The organism is Micromonospora yongxingensis (genome assembly GCF_052601155.1).
This window is the reverse complement of sequence record NZ_JBQXEO010000005.1, coordinates 159210-172519: the sequence shown is the minus strand read 5'-3', so window position 1 is coordinate 172519 and position 13310 is coordinate 159210. Positions and strand designations below refer to the sequence as shown.

Sequence of the window (13310 nt, the reverse complement as noted above, 5' to 3'; positions counted from 1 at the left end):
ATGAGCCTGCCGAGCGACTACCTCAGGGGGCGGAAGTAGTGCCGGACCGCGTAGCGGTAGACCTCCTCACCGAGTTTCGCCCCCTCGACGTCAGCACTGCGGAAGTGGACGCCGCCCCAGACGCGCGCGCCGATGAGCTCGTTGAGCGCTTGGGAGAAGCTGGTGAACTGCCTGGTCGTACCGGAGTCGACGCTGGATCCGCTGAACGCGATGTCGTCCCGGCCGAAGAAGTGCCGGTACAGCGACATCCGCGCGCCGGTGCCGCAGGCGTGGCCGGATGGGTACTCGGGGAAGGGGGGCGTCACGAGCAACGACTGCCAGCCTGGGTCGGCGGTCGTCCTCGGGTTGCCGTCCGTGTCGGCCAGTTGGATCGCCGTGACTGGACGCCAGTAGCTCCACAGGTCCTTCTGGCTGAAACACGCCACGCCTGAGTCGGCCACGATGAGGTCGGTCATCGCGAAGAAGCGCGCGGTCTGCAGGGCGTCCAGCTGCTGGGTGGTGGCGAGCTGGCGCTTGATCTCCCAGGACGCGGAACGCCGGTCGTGCCACCAGATCGCGGCCTCCGTCTGGTCCCGGGTGCGCACCGTGCTCGTCGCCGAGCCGAATTCCTTCACCTCGTCGAGGTCGCGGGTGTACGCGTGGCTGGTCAGTCGTGGCGGCTCGGGTGTGCGGGCCATCGACGCCGGAGGGATGAGGAACGGCCGCATGTGCCCGGTCCACGCGCCCTGGGACAGGAACAGCGGCGGCGTGGGTCGCCACTGGCCGGGCCGTGTCCCGTTCTTCCACTGCTGGTCGCCGAACGCGCCGTCGTCCTGCCGTGCGGTGACCATCGCGGCCGCGGCTCGTGCCCCGATCGTGATGCCGCCCTGCTTCGCCCGCCCGTCGGGAATCGCGGCGAGAGCCGCGTCGTACTGCGCCCGGAGCCGCTCCTGCTGACCGGGAAAGAGGGCGGCGAGCACGGTGTGGGCGGCGGCGGCGACGGCGGCGTCCGGCGACTCGGTGCCGCGCGACGGCGGTGCGACGAGGTACGGCTGGTACGGGGTGCCGGCGATCGCGTTCAGTGCGTCGTAGACGGCTCCGCTCACCATCGCGAAGCTGCGCACCTGCTCGTTCGGTTGCTGAGCCGCGACGTCCCAGATCGCCGTCTGGGCATTGAGGTCCCAGGTGACCACCGGATTGGCGGAGCCGGTGCCGGAGGTCGCGGCTGCGGCGTAGGGCGCCGGCCCGGTCATCGTGGAGGCGACCAGCGAGCCGAGCGCGATGGTCGCGGGAATGATGCGTGACCAGATCGCACGGCGTCTGTGGCTGCGGCTCGTCATGATCTCCCCGTCGGCAGGTTGTCGATGCTGGCTGTCGAGAGCGCGCGACGTACGAAGCGGAATCGATGACTGTCGAACATAGCATCGCCCGGCCTCGATGGTTGCCCCTTCGGTCGCCTCCCGGTGGCGGGCGCCTCGCCGACGTTGCTACAGTCGGGTTGTTGCTGAAGCAAATTTATCGTCAGCAACTACTTTGTCGAAAGGATGCCTTCGGTGACCAAGCTCTCCGTCATCTACTACTCCTCGACCGGTACGGTCCACGCCATGGCCAAGCGGCTCGCCGAGGCTGGCGAGAAGGCCGGGGCCGAGGTGCGTCTGCGCCAGGTTCCGGAGCTTGCCCCGGAGGAGGCCATCGCCTCCAATGCCGCCTGGAGCCAGCACTTCGACGCCACGAAGAACGAGGCGAAGGCGACCGCCGACGACGTCGTCTGGGCCGACGCGGTGCTGTTCGGCACCCCCACCCGCTACGGCAACGTCTCCAGCCAGCTGAAGCAGTTCATCGACACCCTCGGCCCGCAGTGGGGGCAGGGGCTGCTGGCCGACAAGGTGTACGCCGGCTTCACCGCATCCATGACCGCCCACGGCGGCCAGGAGTCGACGCTCCTGGCGCTCTACAACACGATCCACCACTTCGGCGGTCTGGTCGTCGCCCCCGGCTACACCGACCCGTTGAAGTTCGGCGACGGCAACCCGTACGGCGTCTCGCACGTCACCGGCGGCGGCAACGACGCTCCGCTGGGCGACGCTCAGCTCAACGCCCTCGACCACATGGCTCAGCGGGTTGTCAAGATCGCGGGCAAGCTCAGCGCCTGACAGTCGTACCGAGCCCGCAGGAGGCCAGGGGCCGGTTTCCCGTGCTGGGAGACCGGCCCTGGCTGGCCTGCCTCGCCGGGACTCGAGGCTGACCTCACGCTGACCGGGAATCTGTCGGACGTCGTGCTCAACCGGACCGATGTCATGCGCTGATCGTCCCTGTGGAGGGGACCGTTGCCATGTCCCGCTGCCGGACGGCCCTGTCAGACAGAAGCGAATCGTCCAGGCTTCGAGTTCGAATGAACATTCCCGGCGGGCCGCCGCGAACCTAGCGTCGGAAGCCGCCGTGCAGGGGATCCGCCCGCTCGGTTCCCGCACGGCACGGAGACGATGTGGTCAACGAGATCGGCACGACGGCGCTGCCCGAGCGCCTCGAGCCCGAGGTGGAGACGCGAGCGGACGGCGTCGTTCTGCGCGTACGACGCGACGGACGGACCGTCCTCGACGGGGTCCGGCTGGGCATCCGCGTCGGCGGCGTCAATCTGGACGTCGGTTCGGTCCTCCTGCGCTCCCGGCACCGCGACGTCACCGATGAGTGGACCGCCCGGTCCGGCAAGGCCACGGGAACCCACCGTTACGCGCATCGTGAGACGGTCCACGAGCTGCGCCACGCCAGTGGCCTCGAGTGGCAGATCCACGTCAGGGCCGGTGCCGACGGGGTGGCCGTCCGCTACGTGCTCGCCCGCCTGGAGGGCCACGGCCGCCTCGACGCCGACCGCACCCGGCTCACCTTCGAAGCCGACGCCCGCGTGTGGGCGCTCGACTACCAGACCTGGTACGAGACGCCGCGCTTCGGCGCCGACATCGCCGAGCTGCCGCCCGGCGCCTACGGGTTCCCGCTTCTCGTCCGCTCGCCCCGGGCGGGGGTGCATCTCCTGCTCACCGAGGCGGCGATCGACGGCCGTTTCAGCGGCGCCCACGCCGAGATCAGCGCTGGGGGAGAGGCGCGGTTCGCGCTGGCCGACGAGTCGGTCGAGATCACGCGCGGTCCCGTGACCCCCTGGCGGGTGCTCATGATCGGCGACCTCGCCGCGATCGTCGAGAGTCGCTTCGTCGACGAGTTGGCACCCGCACCCGACCCGTCGCTCGACGCGCGGTGGGTACGTCCGGGGCGCGCCGCCTGGTCGTGGTGGTCGGACTTCTACTCCGGTGCCCAGCTGCACCGGCAGCGGCACTTCGTCGACGTCGCCGCGCGCCTCGGCTGGGAACACCTCCTCATCGACTGCGGCTGGGACGAGACGTGGGTACCCGAGATCGTGGCCTACGCGAGTCGCCGCGGCATCCAGGTGCACCTGTGGGCGGTCTGGCACGACCTCGACGGGCCGGAGAACCTGGCGAAGCTCGCCTTGTGGCGGTCCTGGGGGGTCGCCGGCATCAAGGTCGACTTCATGGAGTCCGAGTCGAAGGAACGCTACCGCTGGTACGACACCATCCTCGCCGAGACCGCCCGGCTCGGTCTGCACGTGAACTTCCACGGCTCGGTCATCCCGCGTGGGTGGGCGCGAACCTGGCCGCAGGTCATCGGCTACGAAGCCGTTCGTGGCAGCGAGTACTACGTCTTCTACCAGGGCACGCCCCTGACCGCCGCACACAACGTGATCCAGCCGTTCACCCGCAACGTGGTCGGGGCGATGGACTACACGCCGGTCGCGTTCGCCGCGCCGGGGCGTACCACGAGCGACGGCCACGAGCTGGCGCTCAGCGTCGCGTTCGAGTGCGGCATCACCCACTTCGCCGACGACGTCGACGCCTACCTCGCCAGGCCGGACGCCGCACGGTTCCTCGCGGAACTCGCGCCCGTGTGGGACGAGACGGTGCTGCTCGTCGGCGACCCTGACCACGAGGCCGTGATCGCCCGCCGATCCGGCGACCGCTGGTTCGTCGGCGGCATCGCCACCGGGCCGGCGCGCCGTCTCACCGTCCCCCTCGACCGACTGGCGTTCGGGCCGGCCGACGCGTGGATCGTCGGCGACGGCGCCGAGGGCGGCCTGGCCGCCCACCGGCGACCCGTCGACGACAAGCTGGTCGTCGACGTGGCGGACAACGGCGGCTTCGTCGCCATCGTCGCCGCCCGCGGCGCCCGGCTGCACCGAGCCGTCGAGCGGCCCGAGCAGGCCGCCCCGCGGGTGCACCCGGCCGTCCAACTGCTCGGCCCGGATGGCTCGGCCGTCCTACGGACCGACGGACGCCTGGTGCTACCGCCCGGCTGGTCGGCCGAGCACCTCGACGGTGACCGCTGGAAGGTCTGCGCGCCCGCCGCCCTGGCACCCGGTCGGGCCGGCGTGGTCACGGTCGAGACGCCGGGCGAGGACGGCGTCCCGATCGTGGCGCACGCCCGCCTCTTCCGACCCCTGACGCCCGGATCCCATCGCCTGTCGGCGCTGACCATGGTGGCGTTCGACAACGAGAGCGGCCCGATCGAACGCGACCAGAGCAACGGTGGCGGCAACCCGGGCGACGGCCGCCGCATGAGGATCGCGAGCACGGAGTTCGACGACGGGCTCGGTGCGTCCACGCCGTCGAGGATCGAGCTCTACCCGGGCGGTTCGGCCGCCCGCTTCACCGCCCGCCTCGGCGTCGACGACGAAACCCCTGGCACCGCCGCCCGGATGAGCGTGCACGCCGACGGGGTCGAGTTGTTCAGCGCCGACGTCCGCTCGGGCGAACCTCCGCGCGACATCGACGTCGGCATCCTCGGCGTCGCCACGCTGATCCTGCGCGCGGACAGCCTTCCCGACCACCCGGAGCCGGCCCACGTCGACTGGGCGGCGGGCCGCCTCCACCTCCACCACGACACCGCCACCACCCCGGCCGAGCACTGACGCTCGGCCACCCACCAAGGAGAAGCCATGCGAAACGGCAAGAGATGGGTCGCCGCCGCGGCCGTGCTGGTCACCCTCGCCGCGACCGGGTGCAGCAGCGCCGGAGGCGACGGCAAGGTCACCTTGAGCTACGCGACCTGGAGCGACGACCAGAAGCCGGCCATGGAGGCGATCGCCAAGGCATTCGAGGACAAGCACCCCGATGTCGATGTCCAGGTGCAGGTCCTGCCGTGGCCTGAATACTGGTCCACCCTGCAGGTCGGTGCGGCGGGACGCACCGCACCCGACGCGTTCTGGATGCTCGCCGACCAGTTCCCCGCGTACGCCAAGGGCAACCAACTGCTCGACATCACCGACGCGGTCAAGGCCGCCGGCGTCGACCTGGCCGCGTACCCCAAGGCCGTCCTCGACCTGTACGACGTCGACGGCAAGCTCCTCGGCCTGCCGAAGGACTTCGACACCAACGGGATCTGGTTCAACAAGGCTCTGTTCGACAAGGCCGGGGTGGCCTACCCGGACGACAGCTGGAGCTGGGACGACGCGCGTGAGGCCGCCCGTAAACTCACCAACCCCGCCACCGGCGTATGGGGTATCGCCGCCCCGATCGACCGACAGGGCGGCTACTACAACAGCATCTACCAGGCCGGCGGCACGGTGATCGGCGCCGACGGCAAGGCCGCCATCGACAGCCCGGAGGCCGTCTCCGGTCTGCAGTTCTGGACCCAGATGCACGCCGACGGCCTCTCGCCGACGCTCAAGCAGCTCTCGGACACCGAAGCGGTGCAGATGTTCATGGACCAGAAGGTCGCCATGTACTTCTCCGGCTCCTTCTGGGCCCAGCGCCTCTACGCCGACCAGGCGCTGCGCCCCCACGTCGGCGTCGCGCCGCTGCCGAAGGCGAAGCAGCGCGCCACCATGATCAGCGGCATCCTCAACGCCGGATACGCCGGCACCAAGCACCCCAAGGAGCTCGCCGAATTCCTCATCTTCGCCAGCGGCAGGGACGCCGCCGCCATCCAGGCCAAGTCCGGCGCGGTGCTGCCCGCCTATCAGGGCACGCAGCAGGGTTGGCTCGACGCGATGCCCGAGTTCAACCTCAAGGTCTTCGTCGACGCCGTCGACTACGCGGTGCCGCTGCCGATCGCCGGTGACGCCGCCAAGTGGACCGGCCTCGAGACGCAGTACCTCGCCCCGGCGTGGGAAGGGAAGCAGAACGCGGCCGACGCGGCCCGGGCCTACAACACAGCAATCAACGAGGTCCTCGCGCAGTGACCACCGACGTCGCCAGCTCTCCCCCGCGGCAGCGCACGCGCCGCCGCGGGGGAGGGCTGCTGCCCTCACCCGGATGGGGCTACCTGATGATCGCCCCGGCGCTCATCGGCCTCCTCGCCCTCTACGTCTGGCCGTTCCTCACCACGTTCGGCAAGAGCTTCATGGACGTTCCGGCCTTCGGACCCGGGACGTTCACCGGAGTCGACAACTACACCGAGCTGCTCGGCGACGGGCGCTTCTGGCAGGCCCTGCGCAACTCCGCGCTCTACACCGCGATCCTGCTGCTCGGCGTCCCCGCCGCGATCGTGCTCGCCGCGCTCATCGAGCAGGTCAGCCGTGGCCGCGCCTTCTACCGGGTCCTGTTCTTCCTGCCGGTCGTGACGCTGCCGGTCGCGGTCAGCATGGTCTGGCGCTTCATCTACAACGGCGACTTCGGCCTGCTGAACTACGTCCTCTCGCTGGTCGGCGCTCCCGGGCAGTACTGGGTCGCCGACGCGACCTTCACGATCTACGCGGTCGGTGTCGTCGGCATCTGGATGAGCCTCGGCATCAACCTCATCATCCTCGGAGCTGGACTCCAGTCGATCCCGCAGGACCTCTACGAGGCATCCTCGCTCGACGGGGCGGGACGGATCCGCCAGTTCTTCCGGATCACCCTGCCGCTGCTGTCGCCGAGCGTGTTTCTGGTGACCGTGCTGACGGTGATCTCCGCGCTGCAGATGTTCGACCTCATCTTCGTGATGCTCCGCAGCGTCAACAACACCGCGCTCGCCGACTCGAAGACCATCGTCTACCTCTTCTACGAGAAGGCCTTCGTGCAGTTCGACCAGGGCTACGGTGCGGCGATCGCGATCGTGCTGCTCATGGTGATCATGGCCGCGACCCTCGTCCAGTTCCGCCTGCAACGTCGGTGGGTGTTCTATGACTGATCGGATCCTGCGAAGCAGGCGCAGGGAGCGCGCGGCAGCCGGATCGAAGGCCTCCCGCCACGGCGAGTGGGTCATCCACATTGTCCTCGCCGTCGCGGCGGTCGTCATGGTGGCGCCGTTCGTCTGGCAGTTGCTCACCATGTTCAAGTCCAACCGCGAAGCCTCCCGGATGCCGCCGACGTTCCTGCCCGAGGACCCGACCTCTGGGGCCTTCGCCACGTTCTTCGGCTCGGTGCCGTTCTGGGCGCAGCTCACCGTCTCGGTGTCCGCGCTCGTACTCCGCGTGATCGGGCAGCTCGCCGTCTCGGCGCTCGCCGGCTACGCGTTCGCCCGGCTCCGGTTCCCCGGACGCAGGCTGCTGTTCGGGCTGTTCATCGCCATGCTCATGGTGCCCAGTCAGCTGTTCCTCATCGGGCAGTTCGAGATCATCAGGGACTTCGGGATGCTCGACACCATTCCCGCCCTGGCGATCCCGGGCATGTTCTCGGCCTTCGGGATCTTCCTGATGAGGCAGGCGTTCATGTCGATCCCCGCCGGGTTCGAAGAGGCCGCCCGGCTCGACGGCGCCGGACCCCTGCGGACGTTCTGGTACGTCATGCTCCCCATGGCCCGCCCGACCATGGCGGCGCTGGCCGTCCTCACCTCGCTCTACTCCTGGAACGACCTGCTCTGGCCGCTCATCGTGACCCCGCGCGGTGACAGGCGCCCCGTCACCGTCGGCCTGGCCGGACTCCAGGGCCAGTTCGGAACCGACTACCCGACCCTCATGGCCGGCGCCCTCGTCGCGTCGCTGCCGCTCATCCTCATCTTCCTGGCACTCCAGCGGCAGTTCTTCTCCGGCATCGCCAGCAGCGGCCTGAAAGGCTGAACTGTTTGTGCTGCGCCGGACCCGGGCGACGACCGGCGTTGCTGTTCGTCCGGATGCCACGCCGGCATCCGGACGAACCTCCCGGCGGCCGACGCCTCGCCCCGCCGGGCCTGCGGGCGGCCGGCCGGTCACGTCACACCTCGAAGGCAGCATCATCGGCGATCTCGAAGCCCGCGTGGCGGCGGCGAAAACCGCTCGGGCTCAAGCCGTGGTGCTTCCGGAAGACCCGGGAGAAGTAGAAGGCGTCGTCGAAGCCCAGTTCGGACGCGATCTCGGTGACCGTCGCACCCGTCGTGTCGAGCAGTTGGCGCGCCCTCGCCATCCGCAGCGCGGTGTGGTGAGCCAGCACCCCGCCCCCGGTCGCCCTGCGAAACAGGGTGCTCAGATGAGACGGCGACATGCTCACCAGCCGCGCCAGCTCGGGCACCGTCACCTTCCCGTCGAGCCGCTCGGCCAGGTAGCTCATGGCGCGTTGCAGCGGGTCGCCCGGTTCGGGAAGCAGTCGGTCGACGCTGATCTGCGTCAGCAGCTTCCACGCGGTCCCCGCCGCGCCCAGCAGGCGGATGGGCGACTGGTCGCGCTCGAGGCCGGTGACGATCTCGTCCATCAGCGCCACCGCTCGACCGACGGCCCGCACCGGCACCACGGGCCGCTCGGTCGTGGCCTCCATGCAGTCCATCAGCTTCGACACGTCCGAACCCATCAGGTGCGCCCACCAGATCGTCCAGGGATCGCGCTCGTCGGCACCGTACTCGTGCGCGACGCCGCGGGGGATGACCAGCGCCTGCCAAGCCCCGACCCGGTGCGTGCCCGACCCGACGCGCGCCCAGCCGGAGCCGGTGGCACACACGATCAGGATCACCTCGGGCGTGCCCCGTGGGCGCTGCATCCGATGGTCGGCGGCTTCCGGGTAATAACCGGCGTCGGTGACGAGGAGCCGCCCGGTGATCGGACGCCGCAGCGCCTCGGCGACGAGCGGACGGGGGACCGAGGCCATCCGCTGCCCGCGAAATCCCTCCTGGAGCGGCACCGGTCCATCGTGCGCTGAAACCAGCGGATTGTCCATGCCGTGGGCCGTGCGGCACCGGTGGACGCGTCGGTCAGCGGGACGCCGTCAGGAGCTGACGCAACCCCTCCGGCGGCCGACTCGTTGGTGCGACAGGGGCGGACGGAGGCGGACGATGGCGGCGGGACCCGGTGCCGCACTGCTGCGCCCGCCCACGAGTTCGGGCCGCGCCACCTTCCTGGAGCTCTTCTTCGATCTGGCCTTCGTTGTGGCCCTCACCCGGGTCTCGCAACGATTCGCCGAGCTGAACGATGACACCGGCTGGGTGCTCGTCGAAGGGTTCGGTCGTACCCTGCTGCTCTTCCTGGCGCTCTGGCTGATCTGGTCGCACACCACCTGGATCACCAGTCGCTACGAACCAGAGCGGTCGATCATCCAGGCCGTCGTGGTCGGCACCATGTTCGCCGGCCTGGTGATGGCGGTGACGTTGCCCCGCGGCATGGAGGAGCGAGCGCTGCCGTTCACGGTCGCGTACCTGATGGTGATGCTGGTGCGGCCGCTGGTGGTCGCCGCCGCGCTGCGTGGCCATCCCCGACGGCTGGTGCCCTTCCGGCTTGCCGCATGGGCCGCGGCGAGCGCGCCGCTCTGGCTGGCCGGCGCGTTGGGCCCCGACCGGCTTCGCCTGCCGTTGTGGGCTGCCGCCCTGGCTGTCGACTACCTCGCCTGGGCCCTGGGTTGGCCGCTGCCGTGGCTCGGGGCCTCAGCGGTGGGCCGCTGGCGGATCGCTGGGCCGCATCTCGCCGACCGTCATCAGCAGATGTTCCTCATCGCGCTCGGTGAGTCGATTCTGGTCATCGGCATGGTCTTCAGCGGCACGGACTACTCCGTGGAGCGGGCGGCCGCCTTCGGGGTCGCGTTCGCCACCAGCGCGCTGCTCTGGCGGATCTACTTCCACCGCGCCGGTCTGCTGCTGACCGAGGCGTTGGGTCGGGCGGGTATGCCCGGCCGGCTGGGTACGGCGTCGGAACGGACGCATTTGCTGATCGTGCTCAGTGTGCTCGTCACCGCGGTCGGCTACGAGTTGGTGATCGATGAGCCGTTCGGGCCGCCGCGACCCAGCTGGCTCCTGTTCGTGGTGGGCGGTCCGGTGCTCTTCCTCGTTGCCCGTATGCGGCTGGAGTACGAGGTCTTCGGCCGGGCCTCCCGATCCCTGGTGATCGGGTTGGTGGCCCTGCTGCTGTTCACGTCGGCGTTGACCCGCTGGGCGCCGATGGTCGGGCTGAGCGTGGTGGCCGGCGTGCTGGCCCTGGTCGCGCTCCTCGACGCGCTGCGGAACCGGGGACGGCCGCTGGAGGTTTCCACCTCGCCGATCGGGCGGGAGGCATCCGGCGATCGGGACTCCGAGGCGTGACCGCGCGGCCGTGCACAGTGCTAGCGGGCGGATTCGGTCGACTGGCGCTCGGTATTGATGCGCAGGAGTCCTTTGATCCCCTGCAGGAAGGTCTCGGACACCAACGCGGGATTGAAAAGGCATCCGGCCGCCATGGCGCCGTCGCGGAGCATGACGAAGTGGCGCGCGGCGGGATCCGCCGTCTCCTCGTGGACCTGCGCCATCAGCGTGGTGAGCGTGTCCAGGAACCATTGCCGGTGGGCGATGATCTCCTGGCGTACGGGATGGTCGGTGTCGGGATACTCGGCCGCGGCGTTCAGGAAGGCGCATCCACGGAACCCGGGGGACTGGATGGTCTGAGCGACGGACCCGGCAATGGCCAGGAGCTGGTCGACCGCCGACGGGTTGGTGGCGATGGCCGCGTCGATCGACCCGCGATCCATCTGATGGACTTCCCGCAGGTAGGCGAGGATGAGGTCTTCCTTGCTGGGGAAGTGCCGGTAAAAGGTGGCCCGGGTCACTTTCGCCTCGGCGATGATCCGGTCGACGCCGACGGAGTGGATGCCCTCCGCGTAGAAGATCCTGGTGGCCGTGGTGAGGAGCCGGAGTCGTGCCTCGGAGGGCCGGGCGTCGGGTTCGCGGCGGGTCATACCCCCCATCTTAGCGAACAGAACGTTCGGTCTGGTCGACGTGCAAGGGGCCGTCTGAGAATCATCCATCAGCTAGATAGAACGTTCGGTCTTGACATCTTGAGGTGGGCTCGCGATACTGAACATGACAGAACGTTCGTTCTCCTCAAGCCCCCTGAAGGATCACCGTGGCCACCATTGCTGCCTCTCCCGGCATCTCCCAGACCGCTTCCGCACTGCGGCGGCTGTATTTCACCCGCTTCGCCTTCGCCATCGTGTGGGCACTCGTGACGATCGCGACCGCCAAGGAGATCGGCCCACTCACGGTGGTGCTGTTCGTGCTCTACCCGCTGTTCGACGTGGGTGCCGCCGTCTACGACCTTCGCTCGTCGCGCACCACCGGCTCGCCGGCCCTGCTGTACGTGAACATCGCGGTCAGCCTGATCACCGCCGTCGGCGTGGGTGTCGCCTGCGCGTCCGGCGTCCCCGCTGTCCTGCGGGTCTGGGGTGCCTGGGCGATCGTGGCCGGGCTGGTCCAGCTGATCGTGGGTGTCACTCGCCGCGGGATGGGCGGCCAGTGGCCGATGATCATCAGTGGTGGCATCTCGGTTCTGGCTGGTGGGTCCTTCATCGCCGCGGCCTCCGCGGACAACCCCTCGCTGACCAACGCGGCTGGCTACGCCATCCCCGGCGCCATCTTCTTCCTCATCGCCGCCTTCCGCCTCGGCCGCACAGCGAAGGGCAACTGACATGACCACCACCGAGTACGACGTCGTCGTGATCGGCGCGGGTCCGGTCGGAGAGACCGTCGCCGACCGGGTCGTCCGGGGCGGCCTGACCGCCGCCGTTGTGGAGCGGGAGTTGGTCGGCGGGGAGTGCTCGTACTGGGCCTGCATGCCGACCAAGGCGTTGCTGCGCAGCGCGTCCGCGTTGCGGGCGGCCCGCCAACTGCCGGGTGCGCGGGAGGCGGTGACGGGAGACCTGGACGCCGCCGCGGTGCTCGGCCGCCGGGACTCCTTCGCGTCGCACTGGAAGGACGACGGGCAGGTGTCCTGGCTCGAGTCGGCCGGGATCGCGCTGCACCGTGGGCAGGGGCGGATCCGTTCGGCCCGGGTCGTCGAGGTGACCGGCGTCGACGGTGTCACGACGAGGTTGACCGCCCGGCACGCGGTGGTCGTGGCGACCGGAAGCAGCGCTCTGCTGCCGGACATCCCGGGCCTGCGGGAGGCGTCGCCGTGGTCCAGCCGCGAGGCCGCCTCGGCCCGGTCGGTTCCCCGCCGGCTCGCCATCATCGGTGGTGGCGTGGTGGCGGCCGAGATGGCGACCGCGTTCGCCGCGCTGGGGTCTTCGGTGACGGTGCTGGCCCGTGACGGCGTGCTGCCGTCGGTGGAGCCGTTCGCGGGTGAGTTGGTCACCGAGTCGCTGCGCGAGGCCGGCGTGTCGGTACGCGTCGGCGCGGAGGCCGTCTCCGTCGACCGCGACGACAGCGGGGCGGTCCACATCCGGACCGCTGGCGGTGATGAGGTGGAGGCCGACGAGGTTCTCGTGGCGATCGGCCGTACGCCGAACACCCAGGACATCGGACTGGAGACCGTTGGGCTGGCGCCGGGTGCCTGGCTCGCGGTCGACGACACTCTGCGCGTCGTCGGCGGGGAGTGGCTGTATGCCGCCGGTGATGTGAACCGGCGGGTGTTGCTGACCCATCAGGGCAAGTACCAGGCGCGCGCGGTGGGCGACGTGATCGTGGCCCGGGCGAAGGGCGAGAGGGTCGAGGACGGCCGGTGGGGTCGGCACGTGGCGACGGCTGACGAGCGTGCGGTGCCGCAGGTGGTCTTCACCGACCCGGAGGTCGCGTCGGTGGGGTTGACCGCGGCTGCGGCCGAGGCAGCCGGACTGCGGATCCGGGTCGTGGACTACGACCTGGGCGCCGTTGCCGGGTCTTCGCTGCACGCCGACGGCTACAAGGGACACGCCCGCATGGTCGTCGACGAGGACCGGAAGGTGGTCGTCGGCTTCACCCTCGCCGGCCCGGACGTCGCGGAACTGATCCACGCCGCGACGATCGCCATTGTCGGCGAGGTTCCGCTGGACCGGTTGTGGCACGCGGTTCCGGCATACCCGACCGTCAGCGAGGTCTGGCTACGGCTGCTAGAGACCTACGGCCGCTGATGGTGAACAACCGAGCGCTCGTCCCGTCGCTGGTCGCGCCGGGGCGAGCCTGCCGTCCGCTCGCCGTGGATGCCGTCAACACCCACACGGATC

At 69.9% G+C, this 13310-nt stretch carries 11 protein-coding genes; 8 read left to right on the top strand and 3 right to left on the bottom strand.

The annotated features are described in order from the left end of the window. Window positions 1–17: 17 nt before the first annotated feature. Window positions 18–1319 carry a vanadium-dependent haloperoxidase gene (locus tag ACTWLT_RS09385; RefSeq protein ID WP_445317957.1) on the bottom strand — a complete coding sequence of 434 codons (1302 nt, stop codon included), beginning with the start codon at window positions 1317–1319 and terminating at the stop codon, window positions 18–20. A 204-nt stretch (window positions 1320–1523) separates the two neighbouring features. On the opposite strand from ACTWLT_RS09385, the gene wrbA reads away from it, so the two are divergent. The 5 genes from wrbA (at window position 1524) to ACTWLT_RS09360 (ending at window position 8023) form a co-directional block, all read left to right on the top strand. Further along, a complete protein-coding gene (gene wrbA, locus ACTWLT_RS09380; protein ID WP_445317956.1) occupies window positions 1524–2132 on the top strand; it encodes an NAD(P)H:quinone oxidoreductase in 609 nt (202 codons plus the stop codon). 332 nt (window positions 2133–2464) lie between these two features. Further along, complete coding sequence (locus tag ACTWLT_RS09375; protein WP_445317955.1) at window positions 2465–4954, top strand: glycoside hydrolase family 97 catalytic domain-containing protein; 2490 nt, start codon at window positions 2465–2467, stop codon at window positions 4952–4954. Between the two features lie 27 nt (window positions 4955–4981). Continuing rightward, window positions 4982–6226 (top strand): ABC transporter substrate-binding protein, encoded by a 1245-nt coding sequence (locus ACTWLT_RS09370; protein ID WP_445317954.1) that lies wholly within the window; start codon window positions 4982–4984, stop codon window positions 6224–6226. After that, window positions 6223–7155, top strand: a complete 933-nt coding sequence (locus tag ACTWLT_RS09365) for a carbohydrate ABC transporter permease (protein ID WP_445317953.1) — start codon at window positions 6223–6225, stop codon at window positions 7153–7155. The genes ACTWLT_RS09370 and ACTWLT_RS09365 overlap by 4 nt, the downstream gene beginning before the upstream one ends. Further along, window positions 7148–8023: a carbohydrate ABC transporter permease gene (locus tag ACTWLT_RS09360; RefSeq protein WP_445317952.1), complete on the top strand. Its 876-nt coding sequence runs from the start codon at window positions 7148–7150 to the stop codon at window positions 8021–8023. Before ACTWLT_RS09365 ends, ACTWLT_RS09360 begins: the two co-directional genes overlap by 8 nt. Window positions 8024–8156: 133 nt before the next feature. Here ACTWLT_RS09360 and ACTWLT_RS09355 read toward each other — a convergent pair whose 3' ends face one another. Further along, on the bottom strand, window positions 8157–9089 hold the full coding sequence (locus tag ACTWLT_RS09355; RefSeq protein WP_445317951.1) for a helix-turn-helix domain-containing protein: 933 nt from the start codon (window positions 9087–9089) through the stop codon (window positions 8157–8159). A 115-nt stretch (window positions 9090–9204) separates the two neighbouring features. Between ACTWLT_RS09355 and ACTWLT_RS09350 the strand changes: the two genes are divergently transcribed. Then, window positions 9205–10440: a low temperature requirement protein A gene (locus ACTWLT_RS09350; protein WP_445317950.1), complete on the top strand. Its 1236-nt coding sequence runs from the start codon at window positions 9205–9207 to the stop codon at window positions 10438–10440. A 20-nt stretch (window positions 10441–10460) separates the two neighbouring features. Here ACTWLT_RS09350 and ACTWLT_RS09345 read toward each other — a convergent pair whose 3' ends face one another. Then, window positions 10461–11069 (bottom strand): TetR/AcrR family transcriptional regulator, encoded by a 609-nt coding sequence (locus ACTWLT_RS09345; RefSeq protein ID WP_445317949.1) that lies wholly within the window; start codon window positions 11067–11069, stop codon window positions 10461–10463. A gap of 167 nt (window positions 11070–11236) precedes the next feature. On the opposite strand from ACTWLT_RS09345, the gene ACTWLT_RS09340 reads away from it, so the two are divergent. Beyond that, entirely contained in the window at window positions 11237–11797 is a 561-nt protein-coding gene (locus ACTWLT_RS09340; RefSeq protein ID WP_445317948.1) for a hypothetical protein, read from the top strand. Window position 11798: 1 nt separating this feature from the next. Continuing rightward, window positions 11799–13217 (top strand): dihydrolipoyl dehydrogenase family protein, encoded by a 1419-nt coding sequence (locus tag ACTWLT_RS09335; protein ID WP_445317947.1) that lies wholly within the window; start codon window positions 11799–11801, stop codon window positions 13215–13217. Window positions 13218–13310 lie beyond the last annotated feature (93 nt).

What these genes read in the sequence shown, in the direction of transcription:
- ACTWLT_RS09385 (WP_445317957.1), bottom strand. Translation starts at nt 1,319, where the DNA reads ATGACGAGCCGCAGCCACAGACGCCGTGCGATCTGGTCACGCATCATT.
- wrbA (WP_445317956.1), top strand. Translation starts at nt 1,524, where the DNA reads ATGCCTTCGGTGACCAAGCTCTCCGTCATCTACTACTCCTCGACCGGT.
- ACTWLT_RS09370 (WP_445317954.1), top strand. Translation starts at nt 4,982, where the DNA reads ATGCGAAACGGCAAGAGATGGGTCGCCGCCGCGGCCGTGCTGGTCACC.
- ACTWLT_RS09360 (WP_445317952.1), top strand. Translation starts at nt 7,148, where the DNA reads ATGACTGATCGGATCCTGCGAAGCAGGCGCAGGGAGCGCGCGGCAGCC.
- ACTWLT_RS09355 (WP_445317951.1), bottom strand. Translation starts at nt 9,089, where the DNA reads ATGGACAATCCGCTGGTTTCAGCGCACGATGGACCGGTGCCGCTCCAG.
- ACTWLT_RS09350 (WP_445317950.1), top strand. Translation starts at nt 9,205, where the DNA reads ATGGCGGCGGGACCCGGTGCCGCACTGCTGCGCCCGCCCACGAGTTCG.
- ACTWLT_RS09345 (WP_445317949.1), bottom strand. Translation starts at nt 11,069, where the DNA reads ATGACCCGCCGCGAACCCGACGCCCGGCCCTCCGAGGCACGACTCCGG.
- ACTWLT_RS09335 (WP_445317947.1), top strand. Translation starts at nt 11,799, where the DNA reads ATGACCACCACCGAGTACGACGTCGTCGTGATCGGCGCGGGTCCGGTC.